Below are 19,481 nucleotides of genomic sequence, written 5' to 3'. Positions count from 1 at the left end.
GCGTCTTTTGTCACAGCTTCTTTTTGGTCAGTTGTCCTTAGTTTGACGCCTGCGCCGACGAGCGAGAATGAACCAGAGCAGGCCAAGCAAGCCTAGGATGCCAATCCCTGCCGCTACCCACCACCACGTGACTCCAGCAGCAGAAGAGGCTTGGGGGGCACCGTATTTCTTCAATTGTTTAGCGGTTACGGAGAATTTTTGGCTGAAGTGCCAATGGAGTTTGCCTGCAGTCGCGTCAATTGTCGACGTGTATTCTCCTGGGGCCAACGATTGCGGGTAAACGCCGAAAGCAAGGTCGGAATTTGGGGCCATCTGGTAATCTTTCACCTTACGACTGGCAACTGGTTTGGCTTGGCCGGCTTTGGTGATGGTTGCTGTAATCGCGAGACCGCCGAACAAGCGAGGCTCAAAGTTTTGGATATGGTTGATGACAGCGAATTGGTTGTCTTGTCGTTGAGCTTCCACGCTGGTTAATTTGAGGTCAGGCGCGACAAGTGTGGTGTTTGTTTGCAACCTGACGCCAATTAAAACGGCGAATTGATTTTTGATTTGGGCGTCAGGATTCGTGGGCTTAGGATTCTCGACGTAAATCCCGCCCAGAATTTGACCGCGAAAGCCTTTAAATGGAATCTTTGCGGGGAAGCTAACAGTCTGTGTTGTCCCAGCTTTTAGTGTGACCACTTGTTTGCCTGGGGTAAAGTCGGTGAGTTGATACTGGGCCGATGGGTCGCGGAAATTGTTAGGGGCATAGCCGACTTGCCCATTCGATTGCGAATACGCGTTAATCATCTGCACGTTGAGCGTGATATCCGCCTTACTCGTATTTTGCACTTGGACTGCTAAGGGTTCAGTGGTGCCGGGCTTAACCGTGAGATCAAAATAACTTGTTGCGGCGGGCGTCCCGGCCTTAAAAACGGGTGTTGCCGTGAAACCAGGCTCATCTGCTTTGACGGTTTGCGGTGCCCAGAAGGCAAGCAAGACGGCAATTATCCATACTATTTTGCGCAAAAGCGCACCTCCTTACTCATAAAAAGATGACCCGCTGACACCAAACTGGTGAAGACGGGTCATCTTGACATCAGGCTAAATTAGCCGGTGACACTCGGATCAGTCGGCACTGGCGTTGCCAGCGTCCAGGTGATAGTGGCGCTGTATGCTGCACCTGTGGCGTAAACGTTCTTATTCAAGGTGAGGTTTGCAGCACCAGGTTGGAAATTAACCGCGTTTAGTCCCTGACCTTTGCCAGCTACTGCGGAGAAAATATCGACTGTGTCACCACTCTTGCCAGCGACGTCACTGGTTACAAGAGGTGTAGTGCCTAGGCCGGCTTGAGTAGCCGTAGTTTCCGCAGATATTTCTTGGCTTGTTAATGCGATGCTCCCAGTCAGCAAACTCTTGGTATCGGCACCTTGAACCTCGAATGGCGTGATAGCGGCCTTTACGACCCAGCCTTTGCCAGAACCCGTGTAGTCAGTGACGGTCAGTGCGTCGGACTTTTGATTAGGTAAAGACACAGCGGTGGTTGAACGGGGCGCCAAACGATCTAGATTGATTGTGCCGAAATCAAATGCTGGGACCTGTCGTAGGGTTAAGTCACCAGCTGTGACACGAATGTTCGCCGTGGTCGTTGGTGGCGTGGTAGTGTCGCCATCAGCGGCGAACACAAATGAAGGTGCGCTAAGAGCCAAAAGCGCAACGGCAGGAACGATGGCGCGTTTAAAAGAAATTGACATATTTTTTTACCTCCAAAATAGGTGTACCAAATGTGTGTGCCCAACCTGTGGTTAAATTATAGCCGCTCTGATTTGCCTTTACAATAGGCTATCTATTATAAATTGCATTAAGGGATATATTTATAATAGAAATAATAAATAGGGTTTATCTTTTAAACACCAACGGCTGTCGGGGTATCAGCCAATGTCCACAAAATAGTGGCCGAATACCGTTGCGGGCGGGCCAAAACATTGAAAGCCAACAATAACCGTACATCTGGCAAGGCAAAATCTGCGGTGTTATGTCCCATTCCTTTGCCTGGCGCAGCGGACAATATCGGTACCTGTGGGCCATATTCATGACCATTTGCCCCGGTGCGAATTGTGGTGAGTGCATTGCCAGTCGCCAGTGTCTCAGGAATTTCTCCGGTGACGTCAGGATTTGAGAAGTACAGGCCGCCGGTGAGATCAGTTGCTGCCGGCGCATTCGGGACAGAAAATCCTGTCATTGAGGCTCTTAGCTGCCAGCCAGCCTGGGTACCAGTGTAGTCATCCACACTAACTGGAAAAGATAAACCGCTGTTCAGCAGGAAATTGACTTTGTGCTCACTCGCGCTTGGATATAAGGACTTAATTTCCATTGGACCGAAGCGGAGGTTGCTGCCGACTGAGACTGTCCGCTTGCCGGGAGCAACTTGAACAGTTACCGGACTTGTTTGTGCGTCAGCGGCTCTGACGACTGAGGGACCGGCAGCAAAGAGTGAAAGTAAACAACTGGGTAAGATGAGCCTTGTAAGGTTTCTTTTCATAAGCATGACTCTCCATTTTGAAGTTTTCATGAGACGAACGCTTTACTTTTGAAGAGTATAGCCTGGAAACGGTAAAAAGACAACCTGTTTTTCTATTAAAATATCATATAAAATAATCATTAATGTAATTATGATAATTGTGTGATAATAAAATCTCAAGGCATAAAAAAACCACCTCAGTTTTCTGAGATGGTTTTGTCGTTCATTAGGCGCGATTCAAGTAGCGCTTGAGAAATTCTTGGGTCCGAGCTTCTTGCGGGTGATTGAAAATCTGTTCTGGACTACCATCTTCAGCAATGACCCCTTGATCCATGAAGACCACGCGATCAGAGATGTCGCGAGCAAAGGCCATTTCGTGCGTGACGATAATCATTGTTAGCCCCGTGTGTGCCAGGGCACTCATGGCGGCTAACACATCATCGACCATTTCAGGGTCAAGTGCACTTGTGGGCTCATCGAATAAAAGGACATCAGGGTCCATGGCCACGGCTCGAGCAATTGCGACCCGCTGTTTTTGCCCGCCAGAGAGTTGCGCGGGCTTGGCATTAACAAACGGCGCCATTCCCATTTGTTCGAGAATCTCCGTCGCATGTTGTTTAGCGGTGGCTGTATCACGCTTCAAGACAGTCTGTTGGGGGACCACAATGTTATCAAGCACAGTGAGATTGTTGAATAAATTGAAACTTTGGAAAACCATGCCGACTTTGGCCCGGTAGTGTTGGAGGTCAAAGTCGCGCGCAAGGATGTTACTCCCGTTAAAGTCGATTTCACCACTTGTTGGGGTCTCAAGTAGGTTGATGCTACGTAAAAGCGTTGATTTACCTGAGCCAGAGCGACCGATAATTGACACCACTTCCCCGCGATGGACATCAAGGTTAATGTCGCGCAGGACTTCATGGTCACCGAACTTTTTCTGCAGGTTCTTGATTTCAATGATGGATTCTGTTTGCATGACGATGTCCTTTCTACCCAATCTTTGGGGTCTCAACTTGCATCTGATTGTTCATGACATTGTAATCCTTGGGGCCATCCAGTCGATGCTCCACGATTCGGAAGAGGCGGCTGATGGTGAAGGTAAGGATCAAGTAAATCGCACTAACAATCAGATAGGTGTGGAAGAATTGGAAGCTTTGACCGGCAATGGTTTCAGCGCTGAAGAATAATTCTGACACTGAAATGACCGACAGAACGGACGTATCCTTGATATTGACAATGAATTCGTTGGTGACCGCAGGCAAACTGTTGCGGACCGCTTGTGGCAAAATGACTTTGATCATCGTTTGCCAATGGGTCATGCCCAAGGCGCTGGCCGCTTCAAACTGGCCTGAATCAACTGAAGTAATCCCACCGCGAATAATTTCAGAAATGTATGCCCCAGTATTGATTGAGACAATCAACAAGGCTGCAACGGTACGATCCATATTCAGATGGAAAGCTTGGGCCGCCCCGTAATAGAAGACCGCGGCTTGGACGATCATTGGGGTCCCCCGGAATACTTCGATATAGACTGACAGCAACCATTGGCCGACTGCGAGTAAGCCTCGCCGGCCGGCACGTTTTGGCTTAGGCATTGTCCGGACAATCCCAACAAGCAAGCCAATGATGAACCCAACGATGGTCCCAATCAGAGAAATAAGGAGCGTCATGCCGGTTCCGCGTAATAACATTGGGCCGTATTGCTTCATGATGGTCATGAACCAATTACCATCGCTTGAAGTACTAGGTTGTTCAGCAACGGCCTGCTTCATCAGCTTTGCGCGTTGGCTTTCGCTAATTGTGGCGAGTGCAGCGTTTATTTTAGCCTTATCAGGATCATTCTTCCGTAGACCGACGGATGAAACGTTCTCGTCCGGGCTAGTTTTGAACCCATTGGCCTTTGAGAAGCGGATATACTTCAAATTTGGATTGGCAGCTTCGGCAGTAATGCCTTCAGGCACTTCGGAGACATAGCCATTGATGGTGCCGGAGTCTAGCGCAACCCGCATAGCCGGAAAGCTGTTCATTGCCGGTTCTTTAATCGCCCCGGGCAGTTGCTTAATCATGTCATAGTGATAAGTGTTGAGTTGGGCGGTAATTTTGGCCCCTTTAAAGTCGGTTAACTTAGTCGCATTGGCGAATTTACCGTCGCGCTTAACGACCACGGTTAAATTTGCGGTGTAATAAGGATCGCTGAAATCGATGGTTTCGCGGCGTTCAGGAGTCGGCGACATCCCGGCGATAATGGCATCGATTTTGCCAGAAGTGAGTGCTGGTGGCAGGCCATCCCAGTCCGTCTTGACCACGACGACCTTTTTGCCCAAGGCTTTAGCGATTTTCTTTGAAATCTGCACATCATACCCATTCGCAAATTCGGAGCTGCCTTGAATAGGCACAGCACCATTAGCATCGGTTGACTGCGTCCAGTTGTACGGTGCGTAGCCAGCCTCCATTCCCACTTTAAATGTGTCATCGGCAGCTTGAACTGTCGTGGGGACAAACAACCCGGCGGCGATTAAAAGCGCGCCAATCATAACCCAAAACTTTCGCATATTAGACATTCTCCCTTCGTTTGATTAAACCCAGGGAAATAGAGAACAAAAATAGTCGACCTTTATTGAGCGGTACTCCAATAAAGGTCGACTAGTCGATTTCAGCGATTAAACCAGAATCATAGCGCTCCTTAGTCAGATGACTAAGACAGTCCACGAGTTATTCACCCGTGGCCCAACAACTTATTGCCTGACAATAAGCCATTTCGGCGAGGACCCTTAGGACTGTTTCATCGTGTCTAGGCACTCCACAGTCGTTGTGATCTCCCGCAACCTCTATTTCTTGTTGGTGTTTTATTAAAATGTCTGATTTGAGTGTATGTTAGCCACATACGGGTGTCAAGCATTAATCTCATCTTTTTGCCATTTTACTGTCAGCCGTTCAATCGCATTCAAGAGGGCAAATAGACAAAAGGCCACCACACTAATGACAATGATGCCGGCGTACATGCCAGGATAATCCAAACGATTCCAGGCATCCATGATGAAGTAGCCCAGGCCATAATTGGTCCCATACACTTCGGTGAAGAACAGCGTCGCAATCGCTGTGCCCAGGGCAATCCGCAAGGCCGAGATAATCCCGGTAATCGAGGCTGGCCAGGTAATGAAGCGGAAGAGCTCCCAGCGGTTGGCATCGAGCGTGGCAAAGGTTTGATAAAGACTCGCCGGAATGGCCGCAACGTGATCACGCACTGAAATAATCACCTGAAAGACGACAATAAAGCTAATCATGATAATTTTGGACAAATCGCCAAGACCAAACAGCAACATGGCCACAGGTAAGAAGGCAATCTTGGGGATGGGATAGGTCAAATAGATGAGTGGGTCGAGAACCCGACCCAGCCGTGGAAAGCGCACAATGGCCATTCCTGTGAGCACACCAATCACAGTCGCAATCAGCAAACTCCAAAATAGCCGATACAGGCTGAAGTAGATGTGCCAGCCAATTTGGGCTTGCCACAGACTGGGAAAGGCCGCATAGACGGTGACCGGTCCCGGTAGGATGGACCGATTTAACAAAATGGCCACCAGCCACCAAACCAAATGAATCCCTATGATGACCCCAAGCAGTTGTTTTAATTTTGCCATTGGGTGACCTCCTGCGAAAGCGCAGCTTCAGCGGCAAACAGCGCACTACTATTAGGGCGTTGCGCCCGTTCTACGGCCGCCAGTGGATTAGGGCGCACGTGAGCCTGTCCGGGCGTCATGACCAGCAGCTGGTCACTTAAGGTGAGCGCTTCTTGCAAGTCATGGGTGACAATTAAAGTGCTCATCGGCGCTTGAGTCCACTGGTCGAGAAAGAGCTGCTGCGCCTTAGCCTTTAAGCCAAGGTCCAAGGCTGAAAAGGCCTCGTCCAATAACAATAGATCAGGCGCCATGGCGAAGGCGCGCGCCAAAGCCACCCGTTGTTGTTGACCACCACTGATGTTACCGGGGTATTGGGCAGCAATCGTCGTCAATCCCAATGTGTTGATGAGCTGATCAACATGGGACGTTTGAGCCGGGGTTAGCCGCTGATGCTGTTTGACTTGGACGCCCAACTGAACATTTTTGCGGACAGTCTGCCAGGGGAGCAACCCATAGTTTTGCGGGACGAAAGCTAACGTGTGGGTTTTGGCTGCTAAGGACTGTGAATTCAGCATAACAGTGCCTGTGCTGGGGATGAGTCCCAGAATCGCCTTGATTAAAGTGCTTTTACCGACGCCTGAAGGCCCAATGACGGCCAAAATTTCCGTGCTGGCAATGCGAAAACTCAAATCGGAGACGACCGTTTCGCCAGCATAACCCGCTGACAAATCGGTTACCTCGAGCATTACTTCAGAGGAAGTTGATAGCTTTCGGAATCAACTTCGTGTTTCAGAATTTGTTGGGTATACGCGTAGTTGAAAGCTTCGCCCAGCATCTTGTCACTGATTGGGGTGGCTTTGGTGTATGTTGGCAATTTGGTTTGGGCAATACTCTTGGCAGGGTAGCCCAGTTGCTCCAGAATCTTGGCATAATCAGTCGCTTTGTGGGCATTGATGCGCTTGACGGCTTGATTGTAGGCTTTGTAGAACCGTTTGCGGACGTCAGCTTTGCCACTAATCTGTTTATTAAAGGCCAGAATCGTGGATTGATAGTCTTTAGGATTGCTTTGGGCGAGCACATGCAAGCCAGCTGCTTTCGCCATACTCAAAAATGGGTCAGGTAATACAGTGGCTGTGACCTGCTTTTGTTCAACAACTTGCAGCCGCACTGGAATTTGAGCGACTTCGGCCGTCTTCACGGCGTTGGCTGGGACGCCCGCCGCTTGTAATTGTTGATATAAGTAAAATTGAGGTGTTTGCCGGGGTTGGACGGCGACAGATTTCCCTGCCAAATCTTTCACGGTTTTGACATTGGCGTCATTAGTGACGATGCCAAAGTAGCCAGTCAGACCACTACCGATGCGCCAGTTGAGTTTACCGTTCACGTACGATGTAAAGGCGATGATGTCAGTGACCGCACCATCCAATTGGCCGCCAGCAATAGCAGTATCGCGATCCTTGGGTGATTTGAAGAGTTGGAGATTGACATTCAGGCCCTGCTTCTTAAAAAGACCCTCTTGTTGCGCGACATACAATGGGAGTGAGTCAGGTGCTGGCATAGTCCCGATTGTGAGTTGAGTAGTGGCATCATTATTGCTAGTACTTGATTTAACGGCACTTTCCTTTGGTGCACAAGCAACCAACAGGGTGGCGATAGCCACCGTTAGTGCCGTAAAGATAGCTGTTTTCTTCATTAAAAATTTCCTCCAAATGTAAGCCTGTTTCTATACTATCGAGATGCGTTCGACCCGTCAAACTTCGGCCAGATTGTTCTTTTTTTCACGTGCGACTGCTCTAAATTAATTATCGAAGAATGATTTTCAACGAATAGGAGCACGTCAAAATGTATTCGCTTTCTGTGACAAAAATGGCTGCCAAGATTTTGAGATAACGGTTGGTATGAAAATGTTTAAGTCCCAAAAATGGCAAAAATTTTAATTTTTTTGGTTTTGGTCTCGCCCGCTGGTATAGGCCTTTCATGAAAACGAAGCCAATCGCGTCAGAAAGTGGTTGCAATCGCTCTTTTGTGATTGCATACTTGTTTGTTGGGGAAAGGCTTGCAATCGTTTTAGCACATTACATAACGGCCGCAGGCGTTTTTTTTCCAACAAAAAAATTGTAGGAGGCGACAAAATGGTCGGAATCATTCTTGCGAGTCACGGACAATTCGCAGCCGGGATTAAACAATCTGGGCAAATGATTTTCGGTGAGCAAGAGAAAGTCGAAGCTGTGACTTTTATGCCCAACGAAGGTCCGGATGACTTGAAAGCACATCTTGAAGAAGCCATTGCCAAATTTGATCCTGAAGACTCAGTCCTTTTCTTGATTGATTTGTGGGGTGGCTCACCATTTAACCAAGCAAACGGCTTGTATGAGGCACACAAGGACAAGTGGGCCATTGTAACTGGCTTGAACTTGCCAATGCTGATTGAAGCTTACGGCTCACGGTTATCAATGGATTCAGCTCAAGAGATTGCTGCACATATCATTGAAGCTGGCCGCGACGGTGTGAAGGTTAAGCCTGAAGGGCTAGAACCAGCACCAGCTGACAAACCAGCAACTGCCGCAGCACCTCAACAAGCACTTCCAGAAGGTACTGTTGTTGGTGATGGGAAGATTAAGATTGCGCTTGCTCGGATTGACTCACGGTTATTACATGGTCAAGTCGCAACAGCATGGACTAAGTCAGTATCTCCTAACCGCATTATCGTTGTTTCAGACAACGTGGCGAAGGACTCATTACGTAAGACCTTAATTACTGAGGCTGCTCCTCCTGGTGTTAAGGCAAACGTTATCCCAATCCAGAAGATGATCGATATTTATAAAGATCCTCGTTTTGGTGGGACCAAAGCTTTGCTCTTGTTTGAAAACCCTGAAGATGTTGTCAAAGTTGTTGACGGCGGGGTCAAGCTGGACGAAGTTAACGTTGGTTCCATGGCGCATTCTGAAGGTAAGGTAATGATTAACAACGTCTTATCAGTTAACCAAGAAGACGTTGACGCATTCAAGCACCTCGAATCTGAAGGTGTGAAGTTCGACGTTCGTAAAGTTCCTACCGATTCAAATGCGAACTTGGATGAATTATTAAAGAAGTCTGGGTTGCAAAACGTTTAATTACATTATTCAGTTGAAAATTTAGGAGGAAAACAATGTTAGCAGTTATTCTTGCACTTATTGTTGCTTTCTTTGCTGGCATGGAAGGGATTTTGGATCAATTCCAATTTCACCAACCAATCATTGCTTGTTCCCTCATTGGCTTAGTGACTGGGCATCCAGTTGAAGGTCTTTTGTTGGGTGGCCAACTGCAAATTATTGCACTTGGCTGGATGAACATTGGTGCCGCTGTGGCGCCTGATGCAGCGTTAGCTTCTGTTGCATCTGCAATTCTTGTCTGCATGAAGGGTTCATCAGTTTCAAATGGTATTGCTTTAGCAATTCCTTTGGCTGTTGCTGGTCAAGTTCTGACCATTCTTGTTCGTTCAATTACCGTTGGTTTGGCTCACGGTGCCGATGCTCAAGCTAAAAAGGGCTCATTCCGTGGTGTTGAAGTAATGCATATCACTGCCTTGATGCTTCAAGGTTTACGGATTGCATTACCAGCTGCTTTAATCATGGCTGTGCCAAGTAGTGCAGTTATGAGCGCCTTGAACGCGATTCCTGATGTAATTACTAAGGGTCTGGCTGTTGCCGGTGGTTTCATCGTTGCCGTTGGGTATGCGATGGTTATTAACATGATGGCAACCCCACAAATCTGGCCTTTCTTCTTCCTTGGCTTCGCTTTAGCCGCAGTCAGCGAATTAAACCTGATTGCTATGGGGGTTATCGGTCTGGTAATTGCTTTGGTTTACTTGCAATTGTCACCACAATTCAACAAGAACAGTAATAACGGCGGTGGGAGCAGCAATGGTGGCGACCCAATCGACGATATTCTGAACGATTATTAGAAGGAGGACTAGACATGGCTGAAGAAATTAAATTATCACGTAGAGACCGTATCAGTGTCTGGTGGCGTAGTCAGTTCCTCCAAGCTTCTTGGAACTATGAACGTATGCAAAACGTTGGTTGGGCATATTCCATGATTCCTGCTTTAAAGAAGTTATACAAGAACAAAGATGACCGCGCTGCAGCTTTAAAGCGGCACTTGGAATTCTTTAACACTCACCCATACTTAGCAGCACCTATCCTCGGGGTTGAAATGACCCTTGAAGAAAAGCGTGCTAACGGTGCCGATATTGATGACGCCGCAATTCAAGGGGTTAAGATCGGGATGATGGGCCCTCTGGCAGGTGTCGGGGATCCTATCTTCTGGGGTACTGTTCGTCCTGTTATCGGTGCGTTCGCCGCATCAATGGCTTTAGACCAAAACTGGATGGGACCAATCATCTTCTTCCTCGCTTGGAATATTATCCGGATGGCCTTCCTCTGGTACACCCAAGAATTGGGTTACAAGCAAGGTGAAAATATCACCAAGGATTTATCTGGTGGTTTAATGCAACGGATTACAACTGGGGCATCAATCTTAGGGATGTTCATCATGGGGGTTCTGGTACCTCGTTGGACAACCATGCACTTCCCAATGATTGTGTCTACGGTTAAGGTTGATCCAAAGGGTCAAGTTGACTTCAGTCACGTGACCGGTGGGAACGCAACTGTTGATGGCATTCGTAAGGTGATCGGCCAAATTCAAGGTGGCGCTAGCGTCACTCCTGAAAAGACCACAACCTTACAAAACATCTTTGACCAGTTGATTCCTGGTTTGATGCCTTTGTTACTGACTTTCCTTTGTATCTGGTTATTACGGAAGAAAGTTAGTCCTATCGTTATCATCTTCGGTTTATTCGTTGTTGGTATCTTAGGTTACTGGTTAGGTATCTTCGGCGCATAAACGCGCAATTAAATGTTTGCTAGAGGGTGCCACGGAATCGGTTGATTCTGCGGCACCCTTACTTATCACCGGGAAAAACGTTATGATAGACGCAAAGAGAAAAGAGGCAAACTGATGGTTGAATCACTGAACAAGACAGTTGAATACGCGATTAAAGTAAATTCCATGATTACCCCCAATGATCCTAAGCCTGGGGTGATGGCCTTAGGCGACAACGGTCTTGAGTATCGGGCTAATAATGGTGTCGGCTTTATTCAAGTTCCTTGGGCGAATATCACGCTGATTCGCGCCCAAATTATGGGTAAGAAGCATGTTCGTGGATTCTTTGTTGATCTTGATGATGGCCGCAGCTTGAATTTCGTGGCTAGTGATGCCATTCCTGCTTTGCGCGTCATGCGGGATCATCTCGGCTCAGATAAGCTTGTGCGAACTAAGACCATTGGTCGCACCGTGGCTAAATGGTGGCACAATAAGTTTGGCAAAAAAACCGAAGCGTAACCCAACCCGGGTGGCATCGTGGTTTAATGCCATGCAAAAAGGGAAAGACCAGTTGGTCTTTCCCTTTTTGTGTGACGTGATTAGTTATGTTAGTGGATTTCGACGGCGTTATTACTGAAGATCCATTGATTCCCACCAAGGTTAAACCAACCGTTATTGCCAATTTCCATTGATTTGAATGCCTTCCAACTAGTATTGGCTTTCAATGCTTTGTTGAGTTGTTTGTGGCCATTGAGTGGACTATTCCAGACTTGTGCCACCGAATTGGCTTTGATTTTGACGGTTACTGGGTGCCAAGTATCAAGTTCAAAACCAACATATTTCCAGCTTACCCATTGATTGGCACCAACTTTGAACCAAGTGGCACCATCGTCACCAACCGTTTCTTCCGTAAATGGGAGTGAAGCCCCATGTTTGAGGGTCTTACCAGACAATTTATGGTTGCTGTTTGCACTCGTCCAAATGGCAATGCTGTATCCTGGGACATAGTTTGCGGTGACACGACCGGTGACTGCGACGGCTTCCTTAGCGTAGTGTCCGCTAATCCATTGGTTGGCCCCGATTTGGTACCAGAGGTAACCGTCTGCGCCATCTTGTGTCGCAGTGAAGTTAACGAGTGTGCCATGCTTAATCAACTTGCCAGTTGGTTTCTTGTTGGCGTTTGGGGTGGTCCAAACGGCGACTGAATAGCCAGGGACATAATTGATGGTGACAGAGCCGCCCTGCTGCGCGGCGGTTGTTGATGCTGCTTGGACTGGTGTGGCTGTGGGTGCGCCCGCCAAAGCCAAGCCAGATCCGAATAGGGCGACCGCTGCCATAGCGGTGAAAACAGTGTGCTTGATTGTCATTGTAAAACTCCTCCTCAGTCAGTGACTGTTCGTAAATTGTGCTGGATGACATTGTCACGAAATATTTATGTAACAAAATTGTAACATTGTCTCAACGTTGTAATATTAATTCTTTGTTATGGAAGGGTCAACAATTAATTTGTGAAATTTAGAACTTCATAAGAATTTTGCCTCATCCCCGGTCTAGTCACCACTACAACGCAAAAAAGCTTGGTTCCCGAGTATAGACGGAAGCCAAGCTATTTTTTTGGAATCGGTGACGGATTAACCTAAGTTAATGAAGTCGCCGGCTTCAAGTAAGATCTTAACAAAGTCTGGAACGGTGTCAGTCCGGTTCCAGTCACGTTGCCATTCGCACGCAATTTGTGCATTGGTTGTGAGTTGGGCACCAGCTTGTTCGACCCGACGGAGGGCTGTTTCATGTGAAACAACGGAAGTCCCACCAACCGCATCAACGACTGGGTAAACTTCATAGCCTTCTTTTAACGCATCCAATGTAGGGAAGGTTAAGCAGGCTTCAGTCCATAACGCAGCGATTAATAACTTCTTGCGGCCAGTTGCTTTAACCGCCTTAACGAAGTCTTCATCTTGCCAAGCATTGATGGATGAGCGATCGAGACTTTCGTGGTCGCCAAACAACTTCTTTAAATCAGGAATTGTATCTTGATTTCGGCCACTTTTCACATTAACGGTTGAGAGGACGATTGGAACATCATAGGCTTGCGCCAACTTAACCGTAGTGGAGATGTTTTGAATCAGGTCATGGTGATTCATTGACTCAATTGAAGTAATCTGAGTTGGTTGATAATCAATCACCAACAATGCAGAATTTTCAGGGGTCAACAGTTCATCTTGGACAGGATCACGACGTGGAAAACTTGTCATAATAACATTCCTCCTATATGTAAAAACGGTTTCTTTAATACAATTGTCATTCTAGTCCGGGTTTCAAAATTATGCGAATATTTTTACTCGCTAGAGTTTCCGCATGTAACTGTGAGCGGTGCTTGGGAACAAGTAAATCAGGCGTTCAACGTCCGCGTGCGTCATTTTGGCTTCAATCACATCGACCAAACCGTTGATGGTGTCCACGGCGTCATTACTGATGGTGGTAGCACCAACCAGATAGTCGCCTTTAAACACAAGCGTCACGCCGCCCCAATTTTCATTGCCGACTTGGCGGAACCAATCATGATTGTAATCGGCTGTTTCGATGTGGTAACGGTCTGGATCTTTTTGCGCTTCAGCGACGCTTACGCCAACTGTGGCCAAGCGTGGTGAGGTGAAGGCGACGGTCGCAATCGCTGGGTAGTCAATGGCCGCGTCACTTTGACCAGTGAACTGATGATAGAGATACAAGGACTCAAAAATGGCCACTGGCGTAATCTTTGGTTGTGACTTATCTAAGATATCGCCGGTTGCATAAATGCCAGGCACGTTGGTCTCGAGGTGATCATTCACTGGCAAACCTTTGACAGGGTCATATTGCAAGCCAATCTTGTCCCAATCCATGTTCTGGGTATTTGGAATTCGGCCAGTAGCATCAATCACATAATCAGTGGTGTGGCGATAACCATTAGCGCCGTGAAGGACAATCCCTTCTTCTGTTTCTTCCGCGTTTAACAACGTTTCATTAAACTGGAATTTTACGCCGCGTTCGCGCAAGTCCGCGACCACCATATCAACGTAAGGGGCATGGAACTCACGCAGTGGCTGGTTACCCCGCAAAATCACGGTCACATCGCTACCAAAGGCGTTAGCAATCGTGGCAAATTCCATGCCAACATACCCGGCACCGATAATCGTCATCCGCTTGGGCATCTCTTCGAGCACCAAGAAATCGGTACTGTCGTGGAATAAATCACTCCCAGGGATATCGAGCCGGTGGGGGTGACGACCGGTAACGAGCACAATTTTGTCAGCTGTGTATTGTTGATCACCAACAGCTAAGGTGTGGGCATCGACAAAGTGCGCGTGCCCCTTGATGACATGGACGCCACCATTGACCAATTTTTGCTCATTACCATAGGATAAACCATCAATGACTTCGTGCTTATGTAACATCAAATCATGCCAGTTTAGGGTTGGCATTTGGTCAAAGCCACGCCCTGACAGGGCTTGTACTTGGCGCATTAACTCGACTGGGCGGTCGAGGGTAATCTTGGCGTTACAGCCGCGATTGGTACAAACACCACCAAAGAGGCCTTCTTCAATCAAGCCGACGTTTAAGCCGGCTTGGCTCATTGGGATGGCCCCGTTGTAGGCACCTTGGCCACTACCAACGAATAAAACATCAAAATCCATGCATAAAACCTCCTCATAGTTTAGCCTTAGTGTATCGAATCTTACTTGAAAATTCAGGCTTCACGCTTATAAGCCCAGAAATGGGGCGATTGCCGCATAGAGTTTGGTGTTGTCACGGATATAAGAACTGTGGCTTTCACCAGGCAGGATAAGCAGTTGTGCATCCGGAATTAATTGCACTATTCGGTGGGTCTCCCGTGGTGTAATCAGGTCGCGCCCACCTGCGAGGACGAGGGTGGGCACCGTGATCTTGGTCAGATCTTGTGGGTTAATATGAGGCGCATTGAACATCATTTTGAGTTTGGGGTCGCGATTGAATAAGAAAGCGAGGTAGAAGCCGAGGTTGGCGGTCCACTTCAGGCCTGTGGGGGTCAGATTGGCCCCAGCTACAATGAGCCGGCCGACCTGTTCAGGATGGGCAATGGCGAGCATTAGTGCCACAATGCCACCATCTGAGAAACCGAGGATAGTAGGTCTGTCGAGATTAAGCTGATGAATAAAGGCACTCACATCTGCTGTCATTAGATCATAACTTAGGGCAGCCATCGCGCTCTGACCATGCCCGCGACTATCAAGCGCATAGACGGTGAAATGTGGTGCTAGCCGCCACATTAAGGTCTCAAAAAGTGTGTGATCTTCACCGTTACCGTGCAATAGGATGATAGCCGGGCCGCGACCGCGTTTTTCATAATAGAGTTGGATTTGGTTAACTGTGATTTGCATCTCTGCCTCCTATTTCCCGGGTGATATTCTGCTTCTATTCTACCGAGCCAGTACCCAGAACGCACGCGATTCAGCCGGGTCTAGGGGGCCTTTTGTCAGCAGTGGCATAAACCAGTATAATGGTGACTGTAGACTAATACCAAGGAGGCCAATTTTAATGGCAAAAAAGATCCTGGTTGTAGACGACGAGAAGCCGATTTCTGACATTGTTAAATTCAATCTCACTAAAGAAGGCTATGACGTGGTCACAGCATATGATGGCGAAGAAGCCATCGAAAAAGTGGAATCAGAAGATCCCGACCTCATTTTGCTCGATTTAATGCTCCCTAAAATTGATGGCTTGGAAGTGGCACGCCAAGTTCGTAAAGATCATGACACGCCAATTATCATGCTGACAGCGAAGGACTCAGAAATCGATAAGGTGTTGGGCCTGGAATTGGGTGCGGATGATTATGTCACCAAGCCTTTTTCTAACCGTGAACTGGTCGCTCGGGTGAAAGCTAATTTGCGACGCCAGGGTAGTGCACCTGCGGCCAACAGCGCGGAAGATGAGAACAAGGAAGTAAGTGTGGGCGACTTAACAATTCACCCTGATGCCTACACGGTTTCCAAGCGTGGCGAGAATATTGAGCTCACCCACCGTGAATTCGAACTATTACATTATCTTGCTCGCCATTTGGGTCAAGTGATGACTCGGGAACATTTATTACAAACTGTCTGGGGTTATGACTATTTCGGCGACGTGCGCACGGTCGATGTGACAGTCCGGCGGTTGCGGGAAAAAATTGAAGACAACCCATCGCATCCAGCCTGGTTAGTGACTCGCCGTGGTGTGGGTTATTTCTTGAAGAATCCAGATGCAGATTAGGAGCGTGACGGATGAATAAAAAAATCCGTCTGTTTCAGTCAATTCACTTTAAAATTGCGATTGTGTTTATGCTGTTGCTTTTGGTCACGGTCGAAGTTATCGGGGCCTTATTTGTGAAGTCTCTGGAGCAGCAAAATATTGAAACATTTAAGACCAGTATCAATGTAGATCCCTATATTCAGGACATTCTGGCCCAAGATTTGATCTCGACTGATACTGAAAGTGCGAATAAGAATATCAAGGCGACCATTAGCCAAGCAGAAATCTCAAACTCTGCCCAAATCCAGGTGGTTGATGCCAAGGGTACCATCCGCGGTAACAGCAATCTGAATGAACAAGGCACGGTGGGGCAGAAATCACCTTCCGCCAACTTGAAAACAGTCCTTTATAATGGTCAAAGCTATGAAGGCTTTGAGTATGGCGATCGCACGGGTTCAGCTTATACCAAGATTATTCCGCTCAAAGGGCAAACGAATAATGGCGATAATACTTCCATTGTTGGGGCCGTCTATATCTCAGCCAGCATGGCCTCGGTCTACGATAATCTGAACAAGATTACCGGCATCTTCTTCATCGCCTCGGTCGTGGCTGGTGTATTAAGTATGGCCATTTCTATTGTGATTAGCCGAGCGATTACGCGGCCAATTGATGAGATGAAGAAGCAGGCGATTCGCATGGCCCGAGGGGATTACTCTGGCCAGGTACGGATTTACGGGCAAGACGAGCTGGGCCAACTAGCTGTGGCGGTCAATAATCTGTCGGTGCGGGTTGAGGAAGCGCAAGAAGCTTCTGAAGCCGAACGCCGGCGACTTGATAGCGTGCTTTCCCACATGACTGACGGCGTTATTGCGACCGATCGCCGGGGTAACGTCATCATCATCAATGAAACGGCATTGGACTTCTTGAATATCCGCAACGAGGATGCCATTGGGGTTTCCTTATTGAAGTTGCTCAAAATTGACAAAGATTATAGCCTGCGTGACTTGCTGGAGACCCAACAAGAGATGGTGTTGGACTTGAGCGATCAAGACGGACATGAATTGATTCTACGGGCAGACTTCTCCCTGATTCAGCGAGAAACTGGCTTTATTTCTGGTTTGGTTACCGTGCTGCATGATGTCACCGAACAACAAAAGAATGAACGCGAACGGCGGGAGTTCGTTTCAAATGTCTCACATGAATTGCGGACGCCACTGACTTCAATGCGCAGCTATATCGAAGCGTTGAATGATGGTGCATGGCAGGACCCAGAAGTCGCACCATCATTCTTGAAAGTCACCCAGGAAGAGACCGACCGGATGATTCGGATGATTAATGACTTACTGAGTTTGTCACGCTTGGATTCTGGGACAAGCAAGATTGATATGGAATATATCAATCTGAATGAATTCTTCAATTACATCCTGGATCGTTTTGACATGATGATTAAAACTGACAATGAACACACTGGGGAAGCAGCTTCCGTGTTGGATCACTCGAAGAAGCAGTACACCATTAAACGTGAAATTACGAAACGTGATTTATGGGTGGAAATTGACCCCGATAAGTTCATGCAAGTGGTGGACAACATTTTGAATAATGCGATTAAGTATTCACCAGATGGTGGGACAATCACAGCGCGATTGCTCGACACACACAATCATGTGATCCTCTCGATTTCTGACCAGGGTCTGGGCATTCCTCGCAAGGATTTAGCCAATATTTTCGACCGTTTCTATCGGGTTGATAAGGCCCGTTCACGTAAACAAGGCGGAACTGGTCTGGGCTTAGCCATCTCAAAGGAAGTTGTCGAAGCTTTGCATGGCCGGATTTGGGTTGATTCGCAAGAAGGGCATGGGAGTACGTTCTATATTTCCCTGCCATATGAACCAATTGAAGACGGAGGTGACTGGGATGAAAGTTAGTGGCATTGTTTTGCGAACGGCACTCATTCTAGCCGTGGCCATGAGTCTATTGATGACCTGGTTTATTTGGTTGAACCCTTCGCGCTTAGAGAAACGGGACGCCACTACCCCGGCGGTCGCAATTAAGACCACTGACACACGGACAGCCGCTGCACAAGAAAGTAGCGTTTATTTGCCAACGATGGCTTATTACCAACATGATGGTCAGAAACAAATGCTGTATCAAGATAACCAAGACGTGGTGACCCAAGTGCACAAGGTACTTGAAGCGGCCACGCTGACTAAGGTCGAAAAGTCAACCAAGTTGGATGAAGCTGCTTTTAATGAGCTGATTAGTAGTGGCGAGAACGTGCAGCTCATGTATGCCGATGTTATGGCCTTCTCGTTATTCAAGAATCAGTTCTTTGATCACCCGGTTAAAACCACAATGAATTTCAAATTCAATCGGATGCTGATTAATTTGCAGGCCGGAACTAAGACAATTACCTTAGTGAACGATGCCACTCGGCAAACGTATACTGGTCAAGTGTCTGGCTTGAAGATTGCCCAACTGCAAAAGGTGGCTACCCAGTATGATACTGGTGGCTTTGAGTTGCAGGAGCAACGCTTTGGATCGCGGATGGTGCCACTATTCACGAAGGCCATTTCAATTCGGCCGTATACGTATTTACTCGATCGCCAGAGTGTCAGCCACTACATTCCGATTCTGTTGACGCCGAATGTGAATAATCAAGCGAACGTTGATGCCCGCGAATTAGGAACCGAGACTGTGTATACTGTCGGTACCAATCTGCGTTTATCAGTGAACAATGGTAGTGGCGATATGGAATTTGAGAACACTGCGGCGGACACCCCATCCGCGGCCACGGGCAAATTTTTCGATCAGACATTTGGTGCGCTGGATAAGCTGAATTTGCCCAGTCTGACAACGATGCGCTATTTTGCCTATGACACCACCAAACAGGCTGTAACCTACCGCTCATATGTCCAGAATTTTGCTATTTTTAATCAGACGTCTAATGGTACTGTCCAAGTCACGTATAACCGTAATACCTTGCAAGTTGATTTCTCAGGCGACAATGTGACGGTGCCGATTCCGACCAATGAGAAGGCTGTGACTTTGCCTAGTACGCCAGCCATTTTGAGCTTGCTGGTGCAGAAGGGCTACACGGCTGACAAGATTCAAAATATCATGGTGGGCTATCACTGGGTGAAGCAAAATCAAAATGATTTAGTGGTCGATTTACAGCCAACTTACTATGTTCAAATTAATGGTCAGATTAAAGAGTACAGTGCTTGGCTCGATGAGACGACGACGCAAGGAGGCCAATAATA

At 47.6% G+C, this 19,481-nt stretch carries 19 protein-coding genes and 1 riboswitch; of the genes, 7 read left to right on the top strand and 12 right to left on the bottom strand.

Going from position 1 to position 19,481, the window contains the following annotated elements; genetic code table 11:
* Positions 1-27: 27 nt before the first annotated feature.
* The 8 genes from FC34_RS06445 to FC34_RS06410 form a co-directional block, all read right to left on the bottom strand.
* Positions 28-1,008 carry a WxLIP family cell surface protein gene (locus tag FC34_RS06445; protein ID WP_057894598.1) on the bottom strand — a complete coding sequence of 327 codons (981 nt, stop codon included), beginning with the start codon at positions 1,006-1,008 and terminating at the stop codon, positions 28-30.
* Positions 1,009-1,088: 80 nt separating this feature from the next.
* Positions 1,089-1,733: a WxL domain-containing protein gene (locus FC34_RS06440; RefSeq protein ID WP_057894597.1), complete on the bottom strand. Its 645-nt coding sequence runs from the start codon at positions 1,731-1,733 to the stop codon at positions 1,089-1,091.
* 152 nt (positions 1,734-1,885) lie between these two features.
* Complete coding sequence (locus tag FC34_RS06435; protein WP_057894596.1) at positions 1,886-2,521, bottom strand: WxL domain-containing protein; 636 nt, start codon at positions 2,519-2,521, stop codon at positions 1,886-1,888.
* Between the two features lie 205 nt (positions 2,522-2,726).
* Entirely contained in the window at positions 2,727-3,473 is a 747-nt protein-coding gene (locus tag FC34_RS06430; protein WP_057894595.1) for an amino acid ABC transporter ATP-binding protein, read from the bottom strand.
* Between the two features lie 13 nt (positions 3,474-3,486).
* Positions 3,487-5,058, bottom strand: coding sequence for an ABC transporter permease subunit (locus tag FC34_RS06425; RefSeq protein ID WP_057894594.1), 1,572 nt, complete (start codon positions 5,056-5,058; stop codon positions 3,487-3,489).
* 105 nt (positions 5,059-5,163) lie between these two features.
* A riboswitch (Lysine riboswitch) is annotated at positions 5,164-5,336 on the bottom strand.
* A gap of 52 nt (positions 5,337-5,388) precedes the next feature.
* Complete coding sequence (locus tag FC34_RS06420) at positions 5,389-6,138, bottom strand: ABC transporter permease (protein WP_057894593.1); 750 nt, start codon at positions 6,136-6,138, stop codon at positions 5,389-5,391.
* Complete coding sequence (locus tag FC34_RS06415) at positions 6,126-6,863, bottom strand: ABC transporter ATP-binding protein (protein WP_083479277.1); 738 nt, start codon at positions 6,861-6,863, stop codon at positions 6,126-6,128. Before FC34_RS06415 ends, FC34_RS06420 begins: the two co-directional genes overlap by 13 nt.
* A complete protein-coding gene (locus FC34_RS06410; RefSeq protein WP_057894592.1) occupies positions 6,863-7,810 on the bottom strand; it encodes an ABC transporter substrate-binding protein in 948 nt (315 codons plus the stop codon). Before FC34_RS06410 ends, FC34_RS06415 begins: the two co-directional genes overlap by 1 nt.
* Before the next feature lie 439 nt (positions 7,811-8,249).
* Here FC34_RS06410 and FC34_RS06405 point away from each other — a divergent pair, with 439 nt between their 5' ends.
* The 4 genes from FC34_RS06405 to FC34_RS06390 all read left to right on the top strand — a co-directional run bounded on the left by FC34_RS06405 (position 8,250) and on the right by FC34_RS06390 (position 11,499).
* Entirely contained in the window at positions 8,250-9,230 is a 981-nt protein-coding gene (locus FC34_RS06405; protein ID WP_057894591.1) for a mannose/fructose/sorbose PTS transporter subunit IIB, read from the top strand.
* 35 nt (positions 9,231-9,265) lie between these two features.
* Entirely contained in the window at positions 9,266-10,060 is a 795-nt protein-coding gene (locus tag FC34_RS06400) for a PTS mannose/fructose/sorbose transporter subunit IIC (RefSeq protein WP_057894590.1), read from the top strand.
* Between the two features lie 14 nt (positions 10,061-10,074).
* Positions 10,075-11,001 (top strand): PTS system mannose/fructose/sorbose family transporter subunit IID, encoded by a 927-nt coding sequence (locus FC34_RS06395; protein ID WP_057894589.1) that lies wholly within the window; start codon positions 10,075-10,077, stop codon positions 10,999-11,001.
* A 114-nt stretch (positions 11,002-11,115) separates the two neighbouring features.
* The gene (locus FC34_RS06390) at positions 11,116-11,499 is read left to right on the top strand and encodes a DUF956 family protein (RefSeq protein WP_057894588.1); all 384 of its coding nucleotides are present in this window, start codon (positions 11,116-11,118) and stop codon (positions 11,497-11,499) included.
* 89 nt (positions 11,500-11,588) lie between these two features.
* Here the strand turns inward: FC34_RS06390 and FC34_RS06385 are convergent, their stop codons facing one another.
* The 4 genes from FC34_RS06385 to FC34_RS06370 form a co-directional block, all read right to left on the bottom strand.
* Positions 11,589-12,347, bottom strand: coding sequence for a hypothetical protein (locus FC34_RS06385; protein WP_057894587.1), 759 nt, complete (start codon positions 12,345-12,347; stop codon positions 11,589-11,591).
* A gap of 264 nt (positions 12,348-12,611) precedes the next feature.
* Complete coding sequence (locus FC34_RS06380; RefSeq protein ID WP_057894586.1) at positions 12,612-13,232, bottom strand: hydrolase; 621 nt, start codon at positions 13,230-13,232, stop codon at positions 12,612-12,614.
* A gap of 90 nt (positions 13,233-13,322) precedes the next feature.
* A complete protein-coding gene (locus FC34_RS06375; RefSeq protein WP_057894585.1) occupies positions 13,323-14,651 on the bottom strand; it encodes a dihydrolipoyl dehydrogenase family protein in 1,329 nt (442 codons plus the stop codon).
* Between the two features lie 66 nt (positions 14,652-14,717).
* Positions 14,718-15,374, bottom strand: a complete 657-nt coding sequence (locus FC34_RS06370) for an alpha/beta fold hydrolase (RefSeq protein WP_057894584.1) — start codon at positions 15,372-15,374, stop codon at positions 14,718-14,720.
* Positions 15,375-15,531: 157 nt separating this feature from the next.
* Here FC34_RS06370 and yycF point away from each other — a divergent pair, with 157 nt between their 5' ends.
* Genes yycF through FC34_RS06355 form a run of 3 tightly spaced genes read left to right on the top strand, consistent with a single transcriptional unit; the run spans position 15,532 to position 19,479 of the window.
* Entirely contained in the window at positions 15,532-16,242 is a 711-nt protein-coding gene (gene yycF, locus FC34_RS06365) for a response regulator YycF (protein ID WP_057894583.1), read from the top strand.
* Positions 16,243-16,253: 11 nt separating this feature from the next.
* Positions 16,254-18,146, top strand: coding sequence for a cell wall metabolism sensor histidine kinase WalK (gene walK, locus FC34_RS06360; protein ID WP_057894582.1), 1,893 nt, complete (start codon positions 16,254-16,256; stop codon positions 18,144-18,146).
* Positions 18,136-19,479: a YycH family regulatory protein gene (locus tag FC34_RS06355; protein ID WP_057894581.1), complete on the top strand. Its 1,344-nt coding sequence runs from the start codon at positions 18,136-18,138 to the stop codon at positions 19,477-19,479. The genes walK and FC34_RS06355 overlap by 11 nt, the downstream gene beginning before the upstream one ends.
* Positions 19,480-19,481: the final 2 nt, after the last annotated feature.

The organism is Lacticaseibacillus brantae DSM 23927 (genome assembly GCF_001436115.1).
Lineage (GTDB): Bacteria > Bacillota > Bacilli > Lactobacillales > Lactobacillaceae > Lacticaseibacillus > Lacticaseibacillus brantae.
The sequence above is the reverse complement of the archived record's forward strand: the minus strand, read 5'-3'. Positions and strand labels throughout refer to the sequence as shown.